This window comes from Bacillus cereus G9842 (genome assembly GCF_000021305.1).
Taxonomy (GTDB): Bacteria; Bacillota; Bacilli; order Bacillales; family Bacillaceae_G; genus Bacillus_A; species Bacillus_A thuringiensis_S.
This window is the reverse complement of record NC_011772.1, coordinates 1776006-1799687: the sequence shown is the minus strand read 5'-3', so window position 1 is coordinate 1799687 and position 23682 is coordinate 1776006. Positions and strand designations below refer to the sequence as shown.

Genomic DNA, 23682 nt, shown 5'->3' with positions numbered 1-23682 from the left:
ATTGTAAATACATTTTTTTACTATTTTTATCTAATTATGAATTATCCAACAAAACAAAACGCAACCTGATAAATAAATTAAATATTCTAATAATAATTCAATATCTACTTCTACATTAACTTCTTTACTATTATTTTTTTGTGAAAAATATACAAAAAGCTTATAAATCAAGATATTTTCATAATATTTACTGCCTGTTACTTCATCAAACATACTTTTCAAAAAAATCAAACTCGAAAAATAAACAATTGAAGTTACTACTCTTGTTTATTTTTACCAAAAATAATGTTAGACTAATTACCGAAGGTGGAATGAAAACACTTTCATCCAAGAGGCGGAGATGATAGAATATGTTTTTTCTAAATAAACCTTCCTCCCCTCCAAAATGCAATCGGTTGCATTTTTTTGTACTGTTATATTAGTTTTTATTGAACAGTAAAGTGAATTTTTTATCTAATAATTATCTTCAGCAATAGGAAATTATAAAAAACTCTAGGATTCAGGGGGAAATATTTTATGCATGATCTAAGTGATAAAGTGAAACAATTTCATAGTGATGGCTTTGTTTTTATGAGTAATGTTCTAAATGAAGACCAAATCAATTTATTGAATACCGGGGTTGAAGAAGCTTTTCGAGGTCCAAGGAATGGGTACGCTCCTATTTTTCGTGGTATGATGTTCGAACGTGGTGAAGTCTTTGAAAATTTAATCGATTTGCCTCCAGTTATTAATTTAGTCGAAGCAATTTTAGGGGATAATTGTCATTTGCGTAGTATGAATGCAATTAAGACCCCTAGAAGAACAGGAATAGATCAATGGCATATCGATTTAATTGATGATGAAATGTTTTTCCCACTTCCAAAAAATGTTGATTGGGATAATAATATTCAAATGCCAGTATTTATTGTCAACTGTCTATACTATCTCGCGGATGTTGAGGAAGATATGGGACCTACACAATTAGTTCCTGGTAGCCATAGAAGCGGTAAATTTCCAGACACTAAACAAGAACTCCCTGTTTATAATGGAAAAAAACCCGTGACTTTTAAAGCAAAAGCTGGTGATTGTCTAATTTTTAACAATCAGGTTTGGCACCGTGGCGGTTTAAACCTTAATCAAAAACCAAGAATCGTACAGCAAGTTGTTTATAGTAAATCTTATATTTCTCAGTCATTTTATCCCCTCTTAAATTATAGGGTTCCTGAGCATGTATTGGCTAGAGCAGACAATAGACGTAAACGATTAATAGGCTTCCATAAAGTGGGGTTGGTGTAAACCTTACAAAACGCCCGGAATTTTGATGTACAAATTTATAATTTTTTTAGCTTACTGGGCATGGGGATTATCACTTGTTCAGTAAGCTAAAATGTAATTTACTATTTAGAATTTACTAACAATAATAGAACTATAGTCTTCATTTTTATAAAACTAACCTTATAATATTCCATTTTCAACTCCGATTTTTGTCCATATGTTTACTCCACTTTTAGTTTTTAATTTACTATACATTATTTTATAAGATATTGAACCAATTAACACTGGTGAAAGACGTCTTATTCAAAAGAATAATTCTGTAAGTTATGATTAAAAAAATAGAAAAACCATCTCCACTGTAGATATCGCTTACTTTAGGTCACATCTTCAGAGGTTTTAGCTGTAGTTACATTTATATAGGCTACATTCACTTATCTTTTTCAGCTCTTCTTTGTTTTAATTTATTTTCAGGATAATAAACCTTCACAAAAGGCATAGACTTTCATTCCTTTTCTTATTTTTAATATACAACAAAATTTCATCGTGAAATGTGCAAAATCTCATATACTGTAACACCTTTATTTGTTACCATTTCAGGCTTCTCTTCATAAAACTCAAACCTACTGTATCCCCATTTATCCGGATTATAAACGATTACATTCCCTAAACACTTTTCATTGTTTTGTACATTTTCATTTATCGTGTTTAATTGAGTCCCAATCAACGTTTTACTTTGAGAAATACTTCCTGCATATTCAACAACATATCTACTTTTCTTAAATCCATCACTTAGATTAACAACTAACGGAACACCTATATGTATTTGTTGCCACCCAAACGATTGTAAAATATTATCGTAATACCCTTCAAAGGTAAATTTATTCATCCCTTCATGACCATTCCAAATATATAAAGGTGCATAGCAGTTATAAAAATTCCCGTCTTTCTCCGTTTCCGTAATTAAATAAGCTTTAAAATTTAGTTCTTGGAAACCATCAGTTTTATAGCCATTATCCTTTACCCTTTTCTTAATAATTTCCATGTCATAATCCTTTGGAAGAATGACCTTATATTGCATTCCAATCATGTTTATCACTCGCTTTCAATCTTATATACATTATGATAAATCGATAAGCGGCTAACGTAAAATAGGTATAAATTATGTTTGGTATCATTTATAATGATAGTGCATAAGGGGCTGAGATACATGGAAATAAATGATCTTATTATATTCAAAACTGTGGCCAGTGAGGGTTCTATTAGTAAAGCTGCTAAAGAGTTAGGATATGTTCAACCGAACGTAACTGAGCGAATCAAAAAATTAGAACAAGAATTAGAAACGCCTTTACTACATAGAGATAACAAAGGTGTTTCCTTGTTACCTGCTGGTGACATTTTATTAGATTACACGAATAAAATATTAACTCTATTAGAAGAAGTAAAAGATGAAATTAAAACGAGTGGTTCTTCTTATATAATAGCGACGTCACAATCTATTTTGACAAATTATTTAAGTAAGCGTATTAAAGTAAATTTCAGAAATTATCAAATATATGTAGAAAGTAGTAGTCATTTGCAAAAATTACTGCAGCAACAAAAAGTTGATATGGTCATAACTTATGAGGATTATCCTGACGCATCGTTTAAAAAAGTGTTCACAACCTCAATTTCTGTAGGCTTATTAAAAGCGAAAGAAAAATGTACCATTGATTATTTAAAAGAAATTTTCTTCGTTAGCAATGACAAAAAGTGCCCTTTTAGGAATAAGACAATACAATTTCTAAAAGAAAACAATCTATCTCAGCGACAACTTCAACAGTTGGATTCTTATTCGCTTATGGAAGAGTTTATTGCTGATGGAAAAGGAATAGCTTTTTTACCGATTAAAAATGATACATTAGTAATAATTGAAGATGTTCCCCTTGAGAATTTAGCTGTTCATTTTTTTACGAATCAAACCTTTATAAAGCATATCCCTGATGAACTATTTGATTAATAAAATGACTTTGATTACAAACTTTTTTCAAAATAAAAATCCCTCTTTAACGAATATAAAAGAGGGATTTTTATTTTGTATACAATTGATTTTTCACACGTTTTGCTCCACTTCTGTACTTTTCTCCTTTTTATTCCTTTTAAAACTCTTCAATTTCTTAACCGTCCCAACAAATCCTTTCGGAAAAACGAGTAGCACGATAATATACAATAAACCTAGAATAATCGTCCATCTTTCAAAAATCGGATATTCCGTCGCTAGTTCTGATAAATAATATTTTAGGGATTCAATAATCCCAGATCCAGCAATAGCTCCAATTAATGTTCCGACTCCTCCAATCATTGTCATCAAGAGTGCATTTAGTGTCATTTCAATTGAAAATACAGTCGTATTGACAAAGCGTAATGTAATAACAAATAAACCACCACTAATCGAAGCTACTACTCCTGCCACAATACTAGCAATAATTTTATACTGAAGAACTTTATATCCTAGTGCTTCAACACGTTGTTCATTTTGTGAAATTGCCTTTAATACTTTCCCAATAGAAGACTTTGTAAAAAGACGTAATAGAATAAAAATGAAGCATAAACATACAAGTGATACATAATAAAAAGTAAAACGATCACGGAATATTTCTGGTACCCCAAATGTAAAACCATCTCCTCCGTGAGTAAGCCCACGCCATTTTTCAGCAAGTACGAAAAACAACTGTGAAATAGCAAGTGTTAACATTGCATAAAAATGACTTTTCAATCGTAAAGAAAGCAAACCAATTATATAACTAACGATTGCTGAAACGATAATTGCAGCTACTATTCCAATTAAAAAGTTCGTTATTGATACGCCTTGTCGATCAAATAAAAGCGCTACCCCATATGCTCCTATCCCAAAGAACATACAATGACCGAACGATACAATTCCTGTATACCCAAGCAATACATCAAAACTCATTGCAAAAATAGCAAAGATGAAGATTTGAGTGAACAAAATTAACAGGCTCCGTGAATCATTTACGAACGGAAATACACTTAAACAAATGAGCATACATACTCCGGAGTATACTTTAATTCGGTCCGATGTGTTGTTCACCATTTCACCCCTTTTCACCAACAAGTCCAGTTGGCTTCACTATTAAGAAAAATAGTAACATTAACATATTAATTGCAAGTGATAAATCTGGTATAAAATACGCTGTAAAAGCACCAGCTAATCCGACAATTAAAGAAGCAATAGCTGAACCTTGTACGCTTCCTAATCCACCGATAATTACTACTATAAATGCTAAAATTGCATACTGCATGCCCATCTCGGCGAAAATAACGCCCGAATACGGTGCTAATAAGAATCCTCCCAAAGCTGCCATCCCTGCTCCTAATAAAAAGACGAAAGAAAATATCGCTTTTACATTAATACCAAGCGCTTGAACCATTTCTTTATCCATTACACCAGCACGGATCATAAGACCTATCTTCGTCTTTTTGAGTAATAATAGTAGTGCAATGTAAATAATTATCCCAATCAAAATAACAAATAGACGATATTTAATTAATATAATACCTCCGGATGTAAAACTTCCTTGTAACCATAACGGTAATTTTGCACTAATAGGGTTTGGCCCCCAAAATATTTTAATACACTCACTAAGAACGAGCATTCCTCCAAGCGTAACGAGCAGCTGTCGAACATGATTTCCATATACTGGTCTAATAAGAAACCTTTCTAAAATAAATCCTAGGAACATTCCCATAGCTACTGCTCCAACTAAAGCTAATATATAACTTCCTGTCATATTAAATAACCAAACACCTGTAAATGCTCCCCACGCAAATAAACCACCGTGTGCAAAGTTTAAAACGCTCATTAGACCGAAAATAAGTGAAAGACCTGATGCTAACAAAAAAATGAGCATCCCTGTTGAAATCCCATTTACAAATAAATTTATTAACACATCCATCCTTTTCACCTCGGGTTCATGTTAAGAGATTCCTAAATATTTATGACACATTTCCTTATCCTTTTTTAATTCATTCATAAAACCGTTATGAACAATTCGTCCGTTATCCATAATGTAAAAATAATCGCCAATTTGACTAGCCATCATAAAATTTTGCTCAACAAGTAAAACTGTTGTTTTCTCTTTCATCTTCAAAATAGCTACCATTAATTTCTCCACCATTATCGGGGATAGCCCTTTGCTCGGTTCATCAATAAGTAATAATCCATCACTATTAATAAACGCTCTTGAAATAGCCAACATTTGCTTTTGCCCTCCGCTCAAGAGCCCACTTTTCTTATTCCAAAACTGCTTTAAATCCGGAAATAGTTCCAGCATCCACTCTATTTTCCCTTCTACTTCTTCACCTTTCCCCCTAGCAAGAGCGAATGTTTCTTCTACTGTCAAATCATGAAAAATACCTTGATTTTCTGGTACATACCCTATTCCTTTCCTTGAAATTAAATGTGTAGGTAATCCACTTACTTTTGCACTATCATAATAAATTTCACCATCTGCAATCCGGTGAAACCCCATAACTGAGCGTAATGTCGTTGTTTTCCCTGCCCCGTTTCTACCAAACAGTACAGTAATCGTCCCTTTCTCAACAGTAAGAGATACTCCTTGCAAAATATGAAACTGATCTAAATACGTTTCTATATTATTCACTTGTAATAGTGCCACTATATAATCCCCCTAAATAAGCACTTTGTACACGCTCATCTTTTATAATTTCTTCTGGCAATCCTTCAGCCAATAACTCTCCATGAAATAAAACGATAAGATGATCTGACAAACCTAGTATCATATCCATTTTGTGTTCGATAAGTACAATTGTGCTCTCTGGATGTTTCTTAATATTTTCAATCACTTGTAATATAGCAGGGACTTCCTCAACCGAAATACCTGCCGTCGGCTCATCAAGTAATAACACATCCGTTTTTAAAGCTAATAACATCGCAAGTTCTAGCTTTCTTTTCTCTCCATGTGCCAAATCTTTCGCTAATACGTTCTCTTTCTCGTGAAGTAATACTGTTTTTAAGAAACGTCTCGCCTCTCCAACTTGTTGCTTTAATTTTGCTGGACTCGGGAAAAAACTATAGTAATCTTGTACGAATGATTGAACACTTAAACGGACATTTTCAAGTACCGTTAATTCTGGGAATATGTTTGTAAGCTGAAAAGAGCGACCGATTCCTAAGCGTGTTCGATCTGAAATCGATAGTTTTGTAATATCTTGCCCTTTAAAATACACTTCACCTGTTGTGGGTGAAATCTGTCCACTTAGTAAATTAAATAATGTTGTCTTCCCCGCACCATTTGGCCCGATAATAGAAATGAGTTTTCCTTTTTGGACAGTTAAATTTACATCTTTAATAACATGATCTTCACCAAAAGATACGCTAAGATTTTTCGTCTCTAACAAATGTGTCACGAAATCCCCTCCCTTTAAAGCCGTGAGTATGAAAGAAATATGTATAAAGAGGGTCCCCCCTCTTTATACAAAAACAACAGAAAATTCAGTCTATTTATTTTGAACTGGTGGTTCTGTTTCTTTCATCGTTAATTCTCGCTCTAACACTGGCACCGGATAATCAACACCGTCTTGCTTTTTCAATGTGATAGAATACAGTGTCTGCATCGCTTGGTGATCCTTCTCTCTAAACTTCATCTTTCCTTTTGGTGTATCAAATTCCATTCCTTCCATTTTCTTAATCAAGGTATCTACATCTGTATCACCTTTTGTTTTCTTTAAGGCTTCTACAATAGAAATTGCTGCTGACATTCCTCCCGCTGTAAACAAATCTGGCACTGCACCATTAAAACGTTTTTTATGCTCTTCAACTAGCCAATCATTCACTTTATTTTTTGGAAGTGTGTGATAATATACAGAAAAACCTTGCATACCTACTAATGCATCCATTGTTTTTAATGCTGGTATATCTGGCGCACCTGTAGAAATTTTAATACCTTGCGCTTCCACATTCATATCTTTCAACTGTTTCCAAGGTGAATTTGCCCCTGCCCAAACGATAAATAAATAATCTGGTTTTGAACTAATGATATTTTGAATATTCGCTGTAAAATCTGTTGAATTTGTATCCGCGTATTGCTCATTCACAATGTTCGCACCTAATTTTTTCGCACCCGCTTTAAATGCAGCAATCCCTTCACGACCAAAAGCGTTATCTGGGGCAAATGTCGCAATCTTTACATCTTTTTTCGCAATTGCTGCTGCTCCTGCAATCGCATCTTGTGAGGAACTTCTTCCAGTTCTAAAAATATATTTATTCCAGTTCTTCCCGGTAATACTATCCGCAACTGCCGGTTCTACAACCATAATCTTTTCATATTCTTCAGCCAGTGGTAAAACCGCTAACGTATCACTTGAACTAGACGATCCAACTAAAAAATCAACTTTCTCTTCTTCTAATAACTTCGTAGCTTTTTTAACTGCTACATCCGCTTTCGTTTCTGTATCTTCTACAACAAACTTAATCTTTTTCCCATCTACTTTCCCAGTTCCACCAGTTGCATAATCTAACCCTAATTCAAATCCGTTCACTGTTTGTTTTCCATACGATTCTAGTGGTCCTGTTAAAGAAGCAAGGACTCCTACCTTAATCGTTTTTTCATCCTCTGTACTTGTTTTCTTTCCTGAACAAGCTGCCGTTATTAATAACGAACCTAAAACACAACCAGTAAACATTGTCTTTAGCCACTTACGTTTTTTCATCGACATTGTGATCCTCCCCATACTTTACTTTCTGATAGAATCAAACACGCCAAAATCCCCTGTCCGTAATCATGACTAACTAATTCGATAGATAATGGAAAACTCTTGTAGTACCCTCTACATTCGGCACAAATATATAATCACCTTCCTATGTAATGGAAACGGACATACAATCAATATATATTCTGCAATCCAATTGAAAATACTGTTTCATTTCAGTAATGACCATACAAAAAGACTAACTTATTTTTAAGTTAGTCTTTTCCCCTTAATTAGAGTTAAGTTCTACTTTCTCTAACCCTTCAGCCAATTGTTTCTTATCTAGTCCTTCTCCTATTACTACTAAGTTTGTCGGGAAACCGAAGTCTTGTTCTAATAAAGTTGGTACTCCGAACGAATATTGGAATAGGTGAGGGTATTTATCTCCATGGAATTTCACAAAACCTTTCACTCGATAAATACTATCTGGTAAATTCGAAAGCCATTCATATAATTTGTCTTGTTCAATCGGTTTCGTAAATTGATACGTCATCGTTTGTATATGTAAATGCTGTTTGACATGTAGTGTCTCATGTTCCTCATCATTTGGAAATTCTGCTTCCTCTATATCTTTTAAAGATATATTGCAATACTTTGTCTCATACATTTTCGCATGATCATTTATTGCCTTTACTTCTTCAAATACTGTGTTCTTATCTTCATCTGTTAGTAAATCTGCTTTATTAACAAGAATGTGACTACCAAATTTCAGTTGTTCATGCAATAGCTGTTGTACATTTGCACTTAATATACTTCGGTTTAACCACCTTACTGCATCTAAAACGACTACAATTGATTTTACTTCCAGAAAAGGAGCTAAAATTGGCGAGACACACGCGTCTAACACTTCAATTGGATGCGCAACACCTGTCGTTTCTATATAAATTACATCTGGTCTTTCTTGTTGGTATAACGAATGTAATTGTATTTCAAGCTCTTCTTTTAATGTACAACAAATACATCCTTTAAGAAGTTCTCTTAAAACATTCTCTTTTCCAATAATATCTGTATCTACCGAGTATTCACCAATTTCATTCATTAATACTGCAACTTTTCTATTCTTCTTTTTCTCTGCTAACAATAAATTTTGTAATAATGTTGATTTTCCACTACCTAAAAAACCACCTAATATATGAATCTCCACTTTATTCATTCAACCGACCATCCATTTCTTTACTTCAAATGTATTCAAAGCGTAATAATTACGATTTATATTTATCATTTTATTAAAAGAATGACCATTTGTAAATATAAGAGATTCACTGTTCATTTACTTCATATGCAACTCTTACTCCAGACTCAATTGCCCCTTGCATCCATCCATGTGTTAATGTCGTATGCTCTCCTGCAAAATGTACTTTTCCAGATGGTGGTGTAATATACGGAAATAACTCGAGCTCTTGGCCTGGTTCGAAAGCTGTAAATGCACCGCAAGAATACGGATTTTTACTCCAGCTAAAAGATGTTCCAGTGACAAACTCACTATAGACGATGTCACCGTATATTTCCGCTAAATTTTTTAATGCGTAACGAATACGATCTCTTTGCGGGAGACTATCCCATGTTAACGCCTCATCTGCCCACGTATAACTTGCTATTACGATAGCTGGTCCTGGAGTATGAATGCCATAACTCGGATAGTATGTAAACCGTATCGGTAAATCAGTAATAGATTTACCGCCACACTGTCCCGCTTTCTCCCAAAATCTACTTTTAAACTCTATTGCAATTTTAGTTGCAGCAATATAATTTAATTCACGAATTGCTCTTTTTTTAAAATAAGAGAATAAATAGTATGGCTGAACTTCTACAAATCTTAACGCTGAAAATGGAATTGTAATAATAGCAAAATCACTTGTTATTGTAAATTGCTCTAACGTTTGTTCATGATTTCCTTGTAACATTACTTTATTATCTTCTTGTATAATTTTATCAACCTTATATGGCATTAAAATATGTTCTCTTAATTGTGGTAAGAATGCATTCGATAACTTATCCATTCCACCAGTTATTTCATAATATTTCGTCGTTGAAGTAAAGAAAATCATTTCACGTAATACTTCAATTAAGGACATTCCCATATAAGCTTCCATATCAAGAAGTACCCCAATCATATCTATTGCACTATCTGAATAATACTCCATTAAAAATGAACCAAGCGAATACGTTTTATACTTTTTTTCAACGATAAGCCAGTTTTTATCAGGATCCTTCTTAATATAATTTAGTATTGGTTCTAATACCTCAATCATTAGCTCTTCTGCCGTTTTTCCTCTTTCTTTATCCAAAACCGGATATTCAAGTACACTTGGATCATTTTCAAACACATTCAATCTCGTTTGAATGTTATTCGTATAAATGATATCTGCAAAAGTTTTATTTATAAAAAGGTTTAAAGGTAGTTTAAATTTATGAATATACGCTAAGGTTAACTTATGGGTGTCAGGGATTCTCATCGGTCCCGCATTAAAATATAAACCCACACTAAATGGTTCCCGAATCGTATACACCCTGCCACCTATTCTGTTATTTGCTTCTATAATCGTTACTTCGTGCCCAGCCTCTTTTAATAAAGAACCTGCAACTAATCCAGAAATCCCTGCACCTGCAATCGTAATCCGTTTTGGGTTATTCTTTTTGACAAGCCCTGCATGAATAATATGAAGCATTTCTTCCATTGCTAATGGGTTCCCCATGCCATTTCCCCTTTTACAAAGGATTTTACTGAATTATATTCGGTTCACTGAATTCCTATGTTTTGTTCGCGGATTTGCACGGATACATTTTCAAATACTTGAATATCTTTTATAAAATGTAATAAACTAGATATGACTCTATAGAAGTAAGACGTATTATCTTACATAATAAAATCAATGAAATTGCGAGGAATTTTGAAATGAAAAAAGGTATTAACCGTGTTGTATTAGTAGGAACAGGAGCAGTTGGATGTAGTTATGCTTACTGCATGATTAACCAAGCCGTAGCTGAAGAATTTGTTTTAGTCGATGTAAATGAGGCAAAAGCTGAAGGGGAGGCAATGGATTTAAGTCATGCTGTTCCATTCGCACCAGCTCCAACTAGAGTATGGAAAGGCAGCTACGAAGATTGTAAAGATGCTGACCTTGTAGTTATTACAGCTGGATTACCACAAAAACCAGGCGAAACACGTTTAGATTTAGTTGAGAAAAACGCTAAAATCTTTAAACAAATCGTTCGCAGTATTATGGATAGCGGATTTGATGGCATCTTCTTAATCGCAACAAACCCTGTAGATATTTTAACTTACGTAACTTGGAAAGAATCTGGTTTACCGAAAGAACGTGTAATCGGTTCTGGTACAACGCTTGATTCTGCTCGTTTCCGCTATATGTTAGGTGAGTACTTCGATATTGGTCCACACAACATTCACGCTTATATTATCGGAGAACACGGCGATACTGAACTTCCTGTTTGGAGTCATGTTTCCGTTGGTATCCAAAAACTACAAACACTGCTTGAAAAAGACAACACGTATAATCAAGAAGATTTAGACAAAATTTTCATAAACGTCCGTGATGCAGCTTACCATATTATTGAGCGTAAAGGCGCAACTTATTATGGTATCGGTATGTCACTTCTACGTGTTACAAAAGCAATTTTAAACGACGAAAATAGTGTATTAACTGTATCAGCTTACTTAGAAGGTCAATATGGTCAAAAAGATGTTTATATCGGGGTGCCTGCTGTTTTAAATCGCGGCGGTGTTCGTGAAATTTTAGAGGTTGAATTAAGTGAAGAAGAAGAATTAAAATTCGATCACTCTGTTCAAGTATTAAAAGAAACAATGGCTCCGGTTCTTTAATTAAGATAAAAAAGCAATCCAATTTATTTTGGATTGCTTTTTTATCTTAATTATCCCCTATGACCTTTTAATGATTTTCTATCATTTCTTATTTTTTAGTCGCATCCTCATTATTTATATCAAGTACATCTAATAAAAAGATAAAGATTGGTATCCCGATAATAAGCCCCCATATTCCGAGGAAATGCTCTGAGAAGATGAGAATCATAAATGTATAAAAGATTGGTAAATTTGTTTTTGCAGACATAAACTTCGGATTTAAAAAATAACTTTCAAGAGCGTGGATTACTGTTATGAACACGAGTATGTATACTACGTACATAACTCCGCCTACGTTGTAAGCAATGATACAAAGTGGAAACAAAGAAATAATCACACCTGCAACAGGAATCAACCCTAGTAAGAAAACCATAACAGCTAATACAAGTAGCTGTGGAAATCCTAAAACAATTAATGCAATGACAGTAAGAATACAATTTACAACGGCAATTAAAAACTGAGCTTCAATTACTTTTCCGAACGATCTTGCAAATCTTTCACCAAAATATGCAATTTCCTCATAAAAGATTTTTAACTTACTATCTTTAAACTTAGATGTAAATGTAATAATACGCTCTTTTTCTAATAAGAAAAATAAGCTTAAAATTAGAGATAATAATATTTGTAAACTTACCTTCCCTATATTTGCTATTGATTGATATATAACATCTACACCTTGTTCTATATATTTTGATACTTCCATCCCATTAATTGTCGAAAGTACATATTTAACGATTTCATTATCAGGTGGATTTTGAAAAAATAGTTTAAATTGATAAATTAATTGTGAAATTTGTATCGTCAGCACAGGTAAATATTTATATAACGTTGTGCCTATAAAGGAAACTAGTATTATATACAAACATGCAATAACAATTTTCCGGTTTACTTTCAATTCCCTTGAAATAAAACGTTGAAATCGATCCATTAAAAACGTCAGTATAAACGTAATTAATATTAAATTGATCATACTTTTTAATGCATATAATACAAGCGCTACTATTATTAAAACGAGAAACCGTTGAAACCCTCTACTTCGAAAAAAACTCTTTACTTCATTCATTAAGAATTAACCTCCCCCTCCAATGGATGGAAATTGAATCTATTACATTTTATGAACTCCTATAGACAATCTTTCTTACTAATTGAGAAGAATCCTTTTTTTCTTTTCATATTGTTAGATTCGTTTAACTGGAATCCACCAACATATTTCGGTGGACTCCAGTTATTTTTCATATAATCTTTTTATAAACTAGGTGATTTTCTATTTTTAGACTGCTGTTCATACGCATATCCCATATTGAAAAGCTCTCTTTCACCAAACTGTTTCCCTACAAACACTACACCGATTGGTTCTCCATTTTTATCATATCCAGCAGGAACCGCTAATTCCGGATAACCAGCTACAGCTGATAGAAGAATTTCATCGTTATTAATCATAACTAGAGCATCCAAACCTTTTTCTACTAAATACCTATCTAGCTCTTTTTTTGCATTTGCTTGACTCGTTTGTACTACGTTTTCGAACTCTTCTTTCGTTATAGCAGATTTTTCAGACCCCTCAATTAATGTTTGTCCGTATTTTATTCGTCTTTTACTATCCTTTTTATTAAACGCTATAATCTCTTCTAACGATTTTACCGGTATATTTTTTTGCTGTGAAAAATAGTCGTTTACATTATGCTTGAACTCATATTCTAATGTTTGCAAATTATCTACACCCTCAGCACTTAACTCGATATTATCAGCTAATATCGCACCTGCATCTTGAAGGTCTTTTCTAATTTTTTCTGCTACTGTTTTTCTATTTTCATCTTGTTGGTCTACAGAAAAAAGAAGCCCTATCTTTTTCCCTTTTAATCCATCTATTGATAAATCCTTTGTATAATCAATTCTTTCTTTATCTTTCATTTTTTCTGTCATAACATCTTTTTCGTCATAACCTATCATTGCATTAAATAACGTTGCTGCATCTTTTACTGTTCTTGCCATAGGTCCTGCTGTATCAAGAGTTTCAGCTAATGGAATAATTCCTGTTCTACTTACCATACCTAAAGATGGACGTAACCCAACTACTGATTGCTGCGCCGCTGGTGCAACAATCGATCCCGTCGTTTCTGTTCCAATTGCAAGCGGCGCAAAATCTGCCGCAACTACTGTAGCAGATCCTGAACTTGATCCTGAAGTATCGAATGTAATCGGACCGTACGGGTTTAAATTTTGTCCTTTCTTCCCGCTATACCCACTTGGCATTGTAAAAGATAAATAATTCGCCCACTCAGACATATTCGCTTTTCCTAAAACAAATGCTCCTTCTTCTTTCAACTGCTTCACAATTGTTGCGTCTTGATCTGCAATCCAATCTTTTAATACATAAGTTCCTGCACTAGTCGGCATCACTTTTTCCGTCTGTACATTATCTTTTACAACGACAGGAATACCATATAAATTCGAATTTTTGTTTCTACCCCGCTCTTGATCTAACTTTCTTGCTTCTTCCATCGCATTAGGATTTATCTCTGTAACAGAATTTAATGTTATTCCATTTTGATCATGTTCTTGTATTCTAAAGAGATAAATGCTCGTTAATTCTTCATATGACAACTTTCCATCATCAATCATTTTTTGAAGCTCATCTACAGTCGCATTTACGACTTCTTTTTCTTTTATTTTTACATTTTCTATATTGATTCCTTTAAGCTGATTATGTATCGGTTGTAGCACTCTTTCTTTATCATATACAATACGCTCAGGTTCCTTTGGAAAATAATTTTTATACACGTAATATCCGCCGACACACGCTAATAAGACAATGCCTCCAGCGATAGACAGCGTTACCTTTACCCATTTCTTCATGTTGCTTCCTCCACTCTATAAGGTGCTTCGTTACACGAAAAAGAGAGTTACCTTTTACTTAACTCTCTCCAATCAAAATGCTAAATGAAAAAATGAAAGATTTCAATCTAATTACTTCTTTTTTGCATTTGCTTTGCTAACATTTCTTTCACTTGATTATACGTTAACCCTGAATTTTTATTTAAACGCTTTACTTCCTCAACATCAGTACCTACCACTGTATATTTTTTCTCATCATTCATTTTTCTAATTCCCTTCTCACCGGATTATTTCTTATATTTCTTCCCTAAATGCACATAAATTAACACCACTACAAAAAAGGAAGCTGTTTTTAAGCACAGCTTCCTTCTCGTTACATATTGTATTTCTTAATAAAATTTCACTACATCTTCAGTAGGCAAGAACGTTCTTTCTGCTGGTTGTTCGTTTGGTTCACCAAATGGCATTTGACCTACTAAGCTCCACTCTGCTGGAATGTTCCAAGTTTCTTTCACTTCAGCATCTACGATTGGGTTGTAATGTTGTAATGACGCTCCAATTCCTTCAGCAGATAATAGCATCCACACAGTATGTTGTAACATCGCATTTCCTTGATGAGACCAGAATGGGAACTGATCTTTATATAATGGCGCATTTTCTTGCATTTTTTGTACAGTTGCTTGATCTTCAAAGAATAGAACTGTTCCTACACCTGCATGGAAGCCTTTTAGTCTTTCTACAGTCGCTTCAAAGTTTTCTGCTGGTACGCGAGCTCTTAGTGTTTCTTTAACAATATCCCAAAACTTTTCATGCTCTCCATCCATTAATACAACCATACGACCACTTTGCATATTGAAAGATGTTGGTGCGTGTAAAGCTGTTTTTAACACTTCTTCAATTCTTTCTTTCGTAATTGCATCGTTTTTTGCTACTTTACGAATTGAACGGCGATTCACAATTGCTTCTTTTAAGTTTGTTGTAGTTGCTGACATTTTAATTCCTCCAAATGTTTGTTTTATAATTTATTTTGTTATTTCATAACAAGCGAATTAGCAATATCCATCGGTATTACATTGCATACCTTCAAATGAATTTGTTTTATCCTTTTCAATTTCTTTATCAATGACCCTTTCTAGTGTTTCTTTACTAGCAAGCCCTTGAATGACTTCATCTCCAATCATGACAGTTGGAACAGCCATAATATTCGCTTCATCATATGCGTGTTGAATTGCTTCTTGATGCTTTTCTTTATATTTACGAGTTACTAAAGCATCTTTAAATTCCGCCTCAGGAAGTCCTACTTCTACCGCTAATTTTGTTAACAAATCAATATCTTCAATGTTTTGCTCTTCTTGGAAAAATGCTGTGAATACGCGGTGATGATACTCATTACCTAGTCCACGTTCTTTCGCAAATTGACATCCTTCGAAAGCTAAATGTGTATATGGATGTGGTGAAACACGTGGCAAGCGCATATCAATTCCTAACTTCTTCGCTGTCGGAAGAATGAAAGCATCCCATGAACCTAATTTTTCTGGTTCATTCCATGGATCTATTTTTGAATATGGACTTGGACGTAATTCAAATGGCATCCATTCAATCTCTACATCTTTCTCTTTCGCTACCTCATCTAATGGACCTTTTGCTAAAAAACAAAACGGACATATAAAATCTGAGTATACTTTCATTTTTACAGTCATAACTTTTACACCTTACCTTTATTGTTGTAATCAAATCAGTTACATTAATGACAAAAAAATATAAATAGGATTTAAGCATTCATTTTTTCTTGCAAAGTTTCAAACAACTGCCCCATTGTAATATTTCCCAAAACTTCTTCCATCGCGGATTGTGCTTGAATTAAAATAATTTCTAACACCGCTTGAATATTCGCCCCAATTGGACAATCTGGATTCGGTTGCTCGTGAATATGAAATAGCTTGTCTTCTTCGACTACGTTCACTGCATGATACACATCTAACAATGTGATTTCATATAAATCCTTTAGTAATCCCGCGCCACCCGGTCCACGATTTACGTAAACAAAGCCAGCTTGTTTCAAGTACGACATGATTTTACGAATGACTACTGGATTTGTATTGACACTCTCAGCCATATAGTCTGAAGTACAAAGTGAAGATGGATTGTTTTTCAAAATAGATAAAATATGAACAGCTATGGAAAAGCGGCTACTAATTTTCATCGTAATCACCACCTCGATGTAATCATTATAGTTACAACTAAAAAATAAGTCAATCCTTTTCATAGATTTTTTATAAGTAAATTAAAAAGTGTCCCATTATGATATATGAGACACCTCTTTTTATTCTGCAAATAGCGATTGAAATTCTTCAATAAATAGCTGCACAGCGATTGAAGAATCCTTTAATGAAGGAACAGCTAAAGCAATTTCTCTCCATACTTGTGGTTCCAATTCTCTCGTTTGCACATTTTTTGGTAAATTCGTTAAAGATAATTCAGCTAATATTGCAATGCCCAATCCTTCTTGAATCATATTTAAAGCTGTAGTAACTGTCGAAATTACATATTCAGCCCGAAGTGGTACGTTTGCTTGTTTAAACATATCAATAATGGGTGGTTCGTATCCACCCTTACATAATATGATCGGTTCATTCTCTAAATCACAAATTGTAAGAGCGTCCTTCTTACAGAGAGGATGATCCTCTCTTAAGATAGCAACCATTTTCCCCTTCGTTAATGGAACAATCTCCATATCTTTATTAGGCAAAATAACAATTCCTATATCAATAACCCTCGATACTAACCAATCTTCAACTTCTTTAATCGTTCCTTCACAAAGAACGACTTCTAAGTTCGGATACTTCTCCTTAAAAAGGTTTATCATTTTGGGTAAGAAATGTGCAGAAGCGCTCGGAAAACTCCCAATTCGAATCGTCCCAACTTCGTGCCCTTTCTCCATCGCAACTTCTTGTTCAATCTTCTCTACACCGTTCAAAATCTCTCTAATATGTACAAGAATTCTGTTTCCTACATCCGTAACAATTAATCCTTTTCGTTTATCACGTATAAGAATCGTAACTCCTATCTCTGACTCAATACTTGAAATCGCATGACTAACAGCTGGCTGCGTCATATTTAACACCCGAGCTGCCTTCGTAAAACTACCTAACTCAACGGTTTTTATTAATACTTGCAGTTGTGTAATGGTCATAACTAATCACTTATACTCCCCATAAAAAAGATTCATTTTATTTATTACAGTCGATATCATATCATAGTGAAATGAATAACAACAAGGAGGTCTTACCGTGACACAGCTTTCTCGAACTAAGACGGCCATAATCCTTACCTTTCTCGTTTTCATGTGGGGAATCAATTGGCCTTTATCTAAGTTTGCCCTGCATTATACACCACCCGTTTTATTTGCAGGCGTTCGAACTTTAATTGGAGGATTCATTTTACTCCTTTTCGCATTACCGAAATACAAAGAGTTACACTTAAAAGAAACTTGGCATTTATACGTTATTTCTTCTTTACTTAACATCATTATATTTTACGGATTACAAACTGTAGGCCTTCAATATATGCCAGCTGGGTTATTTTCCGCCATTGTATTTCTACAACCTGTTTTACTCGGCGTTTTCTCATGGATTTGGCTTGAAGAATCTATGTACGGCTTAAAAATTTTTGGGCTTGTTCTTGGATTTATTGGCGTGGGTGTCATTAGCTCTAGTAGTTTAACTGGACATATCTCTATTATCGGAATCCTTCTCGCGATAGGATGCGCTATTGGCTGGGCACTTGGAACAGTATTTATTAAGAAGACTGGGCACCGCGTTAATTCCATTTGGATGGTAACACTTCAGCTCATTATTGGCGGGCTTTGCTTAATTGGATTTGGTTCAGAGTTTGAAAGCTGGTCTAGTATCGCTTGGAGTATACCATTTGTTAGCGTACTTCTCTTTATTTCGTTCTTCGTTATTGCAATGGGGTGGCTTGCATACTTCACACTTGTTGGAGCTGGTGAAGCAAGTAAAGTTGGGGCTTATACATTCCTCATTCCGCTAATCGCTATTATTGTAAGTTCAATTTTCTTACATGAGGCCATTACAATGAGCTTATTTATTGGGCTATTATTTATTGTTGTGAGCATTTGTTTTGTAAATATAAAACCAAAAGCACTTGCTATAAGGCAGCAAGTTGAATTGAAATAAACGTAAGAAAGAGCCTACTGTTTGTAGGCTCTTTCTTACGTCTTACTTTTTACGACGTACTACAAAAACACACGCACCAACCGACGATACAATCGCCAAAATAGATAAGACAATCGCTATTACTTGCATATTACTAGTGCCTTCATTCTTTTCTACACTAGACACTTCACCATGTTCTCCTGTTAATGACGTACCTTTTGCAATTGTAGTAAGTGAATGTGGTTTTTCAGCTTTTTCATCGCCTGTCCATTCAACAATTTCTCCATCTTTATATTGTTGATATGCGTCCCAAGCTATTTTTTGCTCTTTATCCGGATTTTTAGCGACGAAAGTAAATCGTTGGAATTGACCGGTTAAAATCCCTTCTCCTGTCGCTTCCCATACTACAGTTTTCACTTTTCCAGCACTATCTTTTTGCGCTTCCACTTTCCACCCTGGCACTGGCTCATACTGTTGAAACTCAACGCCAGACGGTATTTTTAGTGTGACTTTTGTCGTTGCTATATTTTTTTCAACTGGTACCTTTATTGTGTAAGTCTCCCATGAATTAACATCAGAAGTTTCTGGCTTTACCGTCACATGAGCACTAACAGGTAACGAAAAGATTCCCATTGCAATTATTGTTGCGATCATTGTTGTTCCTAATTTTTTTATACGTTTCATTTTCTATTAACTCCCTTTCATCTATAACGCCTCTTTATCTGCCACCTACAATAAATTTATAATCTGTATCGAAGCTATCCAGAGATTTTGTTAATCCATGAACATGTATATTCCAGTTTCCTGTCATGTTAATATACATACCTTCTGCTTCATATTCTCCCGGTGAAACTGCTGAAACTTTAAATGAACCTTTTCCCATATTCATATCTAATGATTGAGTAGTTAAAATAATTTGCTCCATATCAGTAACAGGTTGTCCGTTTTCATCCTTTAAAGTAATATGAAATGTATTTTGTCCTACTTTATTAGGACTTACATGTAAAGTAAGTTCATACCCATTATCCAGTAGCTTACTTTCTGTAAAAGGTCCAGTAGGAGGCATCGGTGGTGTTTGTACGTTTGTCATAAAAGCTACGATGACAAAAATGATAATTCCGATGATAAACTCTACTTTCACCGTAGCGCCTAATCCCTTCTGCGCTCTCATTTTCCCTTTCACATAATGTACAATTCCCAATATCCCCATGAAAATGAATAAAAGTATTTTTGCTAATAAAGCTAATCCATACTTCGTATCAAATAAAGAGTGGATTGTTGGAATAAAAAATGTACTGTTAAAAAGACCTGTTATTAAAATCACGATGACAGCACCTGTTGCCCACGGTGAAAAACGCTTAATCATATCCCAATACATACTCCACTTGTCATCCTCTTTACGTAAAAGAAGAATAATGGATGATAGACCGCCAATCCATAATGAAGCTGCAAATAAATGCAGAAAATCCATAACGACAGCAATCTCTTTAAACTTCAAACCATATGCATGACTATTAAAGGCTTTCATAACAAGTATCCCGATAAACAATACTATTGGAATACTCCATACTTTAAACGACGATAGCTTCCCACACTTCATCGCAAAATACGTAACAATTATAAGTGAACTAATAAGAACCATTTGAGTAATCCATACATATCCAAAAACAGAAAGCTGTAACGTTTCTTTTAAGAGTAAAGGATTGAATGCTTCTAGCCATGAAACATCTGCATTTATTTTTGCTTGTAGTGGTAGATTGAATAACAAGCTAATAAATATCCCAAATAAGGAAATCCATATTATGTTCTTACTCCTTGATCGAACCGAGGTTGCATTCCCTTTATACATAATAAGATTAAAGAATAGCACTCCTATAAATAGTGAGAAACTTGTATATAGAACCCCACGTTCCATAATCATATCTATTTGCGGGACATACCCCATCTCTTCTACTTGTACATCATCTGCTCCCGCTTCCGCTGACCCAATTCGGAACGGAATAACTCCTTGAATTGGATGTCCATCAGCTGAAATCACTTTCCACTGAATAGAGTAGAGTCCGTTTTTCAGATTTTCTTTTAACCCTGCTTCTAATAGTTTTTTGTTTTTTTTATCAATATGAGCATCTTTCAAATCGACCCTTTTACCTGATGTATCCCTCACGTACAATGTATTAAAACTTGAAACTTGTATGTCCTCATCGAATTCGATTTTCACAACAGATGGTGCCTTCTTCAAAGTTTCATTTTCAACAGGGTTTGATTTCACAACGTACGCATGAGCAGATGTACTTTTCGGTATCGATATGATAAGCACACATGCAATTAATAACCATGTCCCTAACTTTCTCATTACTTTCACAATCACTTCACTTCTTTCTTACTCATCGCTATACTTCCATTACTTTAACTTTCCAAGTTTGATTATCGGGCGAAATATTAACCTTATTAAATATAATCTTCTATACAGTATAACTATTTATTTCTCTCTCACCTCTAAACTTCCAATATAATAGTAACTACCTTCATAGATACTACTTACATTTTTAAAGTCGATTGTTATTATATCATAAAATATATTTACGTAAGTTCCTGAAGAAGAAAAGTTATCGTGAATCATTTGTGAAGAAAGTGTGAAATACATAAATAAAAAGGTATTACGTTATTACGTAACACCTTTTAAAAAATATCCCTCTTCTATTTCTCTTCCGGATAATCACAATACTCTATGATTGTTCCCTCTGTATCCGCTGGGTTAAGATAGATTAATCTTCTGCCGTGTTTATTAATTCGAAGTGTATGCTTTAACGTTCGAATACCTTGTTCTTTCAATTCCTCTAAAGCCACATCTAAATCATCTACTCGATACGCAACGTGATGAACACCTTTACCTTTTTGTTTAATAAAACGGGCAATTGGAGATGTCGTATTATTCGTCGGTGCAAGTAATTCAATTCTATCTCCATCCACTTCAAGAATGGCTACTTCGCTTTCCACACCAGGAGCTTCACTTACGTAACGATCTATTAAAGTTCCTAGTAACACATTTTCATAAAAACGTATCGTACTATCTATATCACGAACTGCGATTCCGATATGATCAATTGTTTTTTTCATTTTATTTCCCCTACTACTTTATTTTTTCTCATTATTAATAGTAACAAAAAAAGCTATAGAAACAAGTCTATAACTTTTTTTATTTAACCTATTTTCTTATCTGCTCTAGTTGCTGGTTGAACTTGGTTTTTCACTTTTAAAATGCTAATGCCATATCCGATAAATCCACCGATAATCGCTGGGAAGATCCAGCCTAGTCCTACTTCCTGCATCGGAAGGAATTTAGTGAACACTTGGCTTACTACTTCAATGTTAACTCCAGCTGCACTTAATCCATCGAATAAGCTGATGATAAATGTTACGATCAAGCTTACTTGATAAACTTCCGCTCTTCCTTTAAATAATGAATGGAAGAATGTTAAGAAAATCAATACGATTGCTAGTGGATAAATTGCTGTTAATACTGGAACAGAAACTGCGATTAATTGTGTTAATCCTACGTTTGCAACAATGGCACTAAATACACAGAGCGTGATTGCAATTGCTTTGTAAGGAACATTTGGGAATAACTTATGGAAGAATGAAGAACATGCTGATACAAGTCCCACACTAGTTGTTAAACACGCTACTGTAATCATTAATCCTAATAATACTCCGCCGTATGATCCAAAATAGTAGTTAGAAACTTTCGCTAATACTTCTCCACCGTTCTCTAAATGTCCAAGCTTTGCAACACTTGAAGCACCCATATAAGAAAGAGCTGTATAGATAATTGCTAAAATAGATGCTGCAATTATGGTCGCTTTTGCACAAACGACCATAATTTGTGTTTTCGTTTTTGCACCTTTTTCTTTAATTGCATTAATGATAATAATCCCGAATACGAATGATGCGAGCGTATCCATCGTTAAGTATCCTTCTTGGAATCCTTTAAAGAATGCATGTGATGTATAAGCTTCCACTGGTGCTTGCATATCTCCAATCGGATGTATAAAAGCAACGATTACTAAAATACCGATGAAAGTCAACTTAATTGGCGTTAAAATTTTTCCAACAATATCGACAATTTTCGCGGGATTTAGCGAAAAAAAACAAGTGATGCTAAAGAATATAATTGTGAAAAGAATTAAAGGTGTAGAACCTACTCCCTCTGGCATAAACGGCTTAAGACCAATTTCATAAGATACATTTCCTGTTCTCGGTATTGCAAATAACGGACCGATCGCTAAGTATAAAACTGTTGTAAACACAATCCCGAACACTGGGTGAGCGCGACTTGCTAATGACTGCAAATCATCTTTACCTGAAAAACCAAATGCTAGTACACCTAGTAATGGTAGTCCAACACCAGTTACTAAAAATCCAGCGTTAGCAATCCATACATTCTCTCCTGCTGATTGACCAAGCATCGCTGGGAAAATTAAATTTCCCGCTCCAAAAAATAGTGCAAATAACATTAATCCAATAACTACTATGAACGAAAACGGTACTTTATTCGCCATAATATAACCCCCATTCAAATTTCCTTATCTCATTTTCCAATTTTAACTAATTGAATTTTCTGAATATTTAATTTAAGTATCAACTATTCTTGAACTCATTATAGTTTGCTATATAATATTTTGCAATACTATTTTCGAACTTTTCTTTTATTTTATAAATATACATTTTTTAACATGAAAAATAGACTAAAAAACCAACATGGTCATCCAT

23 protein-coding genes are annotated in these 23682 nt (G+C 34.2%); 4 read left to right on the top strand and 19 right to left on the bottom strand.

Annotation, left to right across the window (positions count from 1 at the left end; translation table 11 throughout):
• Positions 1–516 precede the first annotated feature (516 nt).
• Positions 517–1275 carry a phytanoyl-CoA dioxygenase family protein gene (locus BCG9842_RS09055; protein WP_000543792.1) on the top strand — a complete coding sequence of 253 codons (759 nt, stop codon included), beginning with the start codon at positions 517–519 and terminating at the stop codon, positions 1273–1275.
• Positions 1276–1792: 517 nt separating this feature from the next.
• Here BCG9842_RS09055 and BCG9842_RS09050 read toward each other — a convergent pair.
• On the bottom strand, positions 1793–2341 hold the full coding sequence (locus BCG9842_RS09050; protein WP_000579909.1) for a DUF4865 family protein: 549 nt from the start codon (positions 2339–2341) through the stop codon (positions 1793–1795).
• Positions 2342–2461: 120 nt separating this feature from the next.
• Here BCG9842_RS09050 and BCG9842_RS09045 point away from each other — a divergent pair, with 120 nt between their 5' ends.
• Positions 2462–3250, top strand: a complete 789-nt coding sequence (locus BCG9842_RS09045) for a LysR family transcriptional regulator (RefSeq protein WP_000404993.1) — start codon at positions 2462–2464, stop codon at positions 3248–3250.
• A gap of 93 nt (positions 3251–3343) precedes the next feature.
• Here BCG9842_RS09045 and BCG9842_RS09040 read toward each other — a convergent pair whose 3' ends face one another.
• The 7 genes from BCG9842_RS09040 to BCG9842_RS09010 all read right to left on the bottom strand — a co-directional run bounded on the left by BCG9842_RS09040 (position 3344) and on the right by BCG9842_RS09010 (position 10718).
• Positions 3344–4297, bottom strand: a complete 954-nt coding sequence (locus tag BCG9842_RS09040; protein ID WP_041488149.1) for a branched-chain amino acid ABC transporter permease — start codon at positions 4295–4297, stop codon at positions 3344–3346.
• Between the two features lie 49 nt (positions 4298–4346).
• Positions 4347–5207: a branched-chain amino acid ABC transporter permease gene (locus BCG9842_RS09035; protein ID WP_000382788.1), complete on the bottom strand. Its 861-nt coding sequence runs from the start codon at positions 5205–5207 to the stop codon at positions 4347–4349.
• A gap of 21 nt (positions 5208–5228) precedes the next feature.
• Positions 5229–5930, bottom strand: a complete 702-nt coding sequence (locus BCG9842_RS09030; protein ID WP_001196709.1) for an ABC transporter ATP-binding protein — start codon at positions 5928–5930, stop codon at positions 5229–5231.
• The gene (locus tag BCG9842_RS09025; RefSeq protein ID WP_000149310.1) at positions 5908–6681 is read right to left on the bottom strand and encodes an ABC transporter ATP-binding protein; all 774 of its coding nucleotides are present in this window, start codon (positions 6679–6681) and stop codon (positions 5908–5910) included. The genes BCG9842_RS09030 and BCG9842_RS09025 overlap by 23 nt, the downstream gene beginning before the upstream one ends.
• A gap of 90 nt (positions 6682–6771) precedes the next feature.
• Positions 6772–7989: a substrate-binding domain-containing protein gene (locus tag BCG9842_RS09020; protein ID WP_000061996.1), complete on the bottom strand. Its 1218-nt coding sequence runs from the start codon at positions 7987–7989 to the stop codon at positions 6772–6774.
• Between the two features lie 262 nt (positions 7990–8251).
• Positions 8252–9175 (bottom strand): CobW family GTP-binding protein, encoded by a 924-nt coding sequence (locus BCG9842_RS09015; RefSeq protein ID WP_001044943.1) that lies wholly within the window; start codon positions 9173–9175, stop codon positions 8252–8254.
• Positions 9176–9281: 106 nt separating this feature from the next.
• Positions 9282–10718: a flavin monoamine oxidase family protein gene (locus tag BCG9842_RS09010; protein WP_000528005.1), complete on the bottom strand. Its 1437-nt coding sequence runs from the start codon at positions 10716–10718 to the stop codon at positions 9282–9284.
• A 200-nt stretch (positions 10719–10918) separates the two neighbouring features.
• On the opposite strand from BCG9842_RS09010, the gene BCG9842_RS09005 reads away from it, so the two are divergent.
• Positions 10919–11863, top strand: coding sequence for an L-lactate dehydrogenase (locus BCG9842_RS09005; protein WP_000715322.1), 945 nt, complete (start codon positions 10919–10921; stop codon positions 11861–11863).
• A gap of 88 nt (positions 11864–11951) precedes the next feature.
• Here BCG9842_RS09005 and BCG9842_RS09000 read toward each other — a convergent pair whose 3' ends face one another.
• The 7 genes from BCG9842_RS09000 to BCG9842_RS08970 all read right to left on the bottom strand — a co-directional run bounded on the left by BCG9842_RS09000 (position 11952) and on the right by BCG9842_RS08970 (position 17930).
• The gene (locus BCG9842_RS09000; protein ID WP_001006594.1) at positions 11952–12965 is read right to left on the bottom strand and encodes an AI-2E family transporter; all 1014 of its coding nucleotides are present in this window, start codon (positions 12963–12965) and stop codon (positions 11952–11954) included.
• Positions 12966–13147: 182 nt separating this feature from the next.
• On the bottom strand, positions 13148–14758 hold the full coding sequence (locus tag BCG9842_RS08995; RefSeq protein WP_000759450.1) for an amidase family protein: 1611 nt from the start codon (positions 14756–14758) through the stop codon (positions 13148–13150).
• 107 nt (positions 14759–14865) lie between these two features.
• Entirely contained in the window at positions 14866–15000 is a 135-nt protein-coding gene (locus tag BCG9842_RS31790) for a hypothetical protein (RefSeq protein WP_000997346.1), read from the bottom strand.
• 126 nt (positions 15001–15126) lie between these two features.
• Positions 15127–15729 carry a nitroreductase family protein gene (locus BCG9842_RS08985; RefSeq protein WP_001277013.1) on the bottom strand — a complete coding sequence of 201 codons (603 nt, stop codon included), beginning with the start codon at positions 15727–15729 and terminating at the stop codon, positions 15127–15129.
• A 57-nt stretch (positions 15730–15786) separates the two neighbouring features.
• Positions 15787–16437: a DsbA family oxidoreductase gene (locus tag BCG9842_RS08980; protein WP_000216665.1), complete on the bottom strand. Its 651-nt coding sequence runs from the start codon at positions 16435–16437 to the stop codon at positions 15787–15789.
• 71 nt (positions 16438–16508) lie between these two features.
• Positions 16509–16940 (bottom strand): Rrf2 family transcriptional regulator, encoded by a 432-nt coding sequence (locus BCG9842_RS08975; RefSeq protein WP_000704083.1) that lies wholly within the window; start codon positions 16938–16940, stop codon positions 16509–16511.
• A 120-nt stretch (positions 16941–17060) separates the two neighbouring features.
• Positions 17061–17930 (bottom strand): LysR family transcriptional regulator, encoded by an 870-nt coding sequence (locus BCG9842_RS08970; RefSeq protein ID WP_000156761.1) that lies wholly within the window; start codon positions 17928–17930, stop codon positions 17061–17063.
• Between the two features lie 97 nt (positions 17931–18027).
• On the opposite strand from BCG9842_RS08970, the gene BCG9842_RS08965 reads away from it, so the two are divergent.
• Entirely contained in the window at positions 18028–18933 is a 906-nt protein-coding gene (locus tag BCG9842_RS08965) for a DMT family transporter (RefSeq protein WP_000192819.1), read from the top strand.
• Between the two features lie 42 nt (positions 18934–18975).
• Here the strand turns inward: BCG9842_RS08965 and BCG9842_RS08960 are convergent, their stop codons facing one another.
• The 4 genes from BCG9842_RS08960 to brnQ all read right to left on the bottom strand — a co-directional run bounded on the left by BCG9842_RS08960 (position 18976) and on the right by brnQ (position 23471).
• A complete protein-coding gene (locus BCG9842_RS08960) occupies positions 18976–19596 on the bottom strand; it encodes a YcnI family copper-binding membrane protein (protein ID WP_000821388.1) in 621 nt (206 codons plus the stop codon).
• Positions 19597–19630: 34 nt separating this feature from the next.
• Positions 19631–21280 (bottom strand): copper resistance CopC/CopD family protein, encoded by a 1650-nt coding sequence (locus BCG9842_RS08955; RefSeq protein ID WP_041488119.1) that lies wholly within the window; start codon positions 21278–21280, stop codon positions 19631–19633.
• 329 nt (positions 21281–21609) lie between these two features.
• Positions 21610–22029 carry a VOC family protein gene (locus tag BCG9842_RS08950; RefSeq protein ID WP_000750851.1) on the bottom strand — a complete coding sequence of 140 codons (420 nt, stop codon included), beginning with the start codon at positions 22027–22029 and terminating at the stop codon, positions 21610–21612.
• Positions 22030–22112: 83 nt separating this feature from the next.
• Positions 22113–23471 (bottom strand): branched-chain amino acid transport system II carrier protein, encoded by a 1359-nt coding sequence (gene brnQ / locus BCG9842_RS08945; RefSeq protein ID WP_001284783.1) that lies wholly within the window; start codon positions 23469–23471, stop codon positions 22113–22115.
• Between the last annotated feature and the right edge of the window lie 211 nt (positions 23472–23682).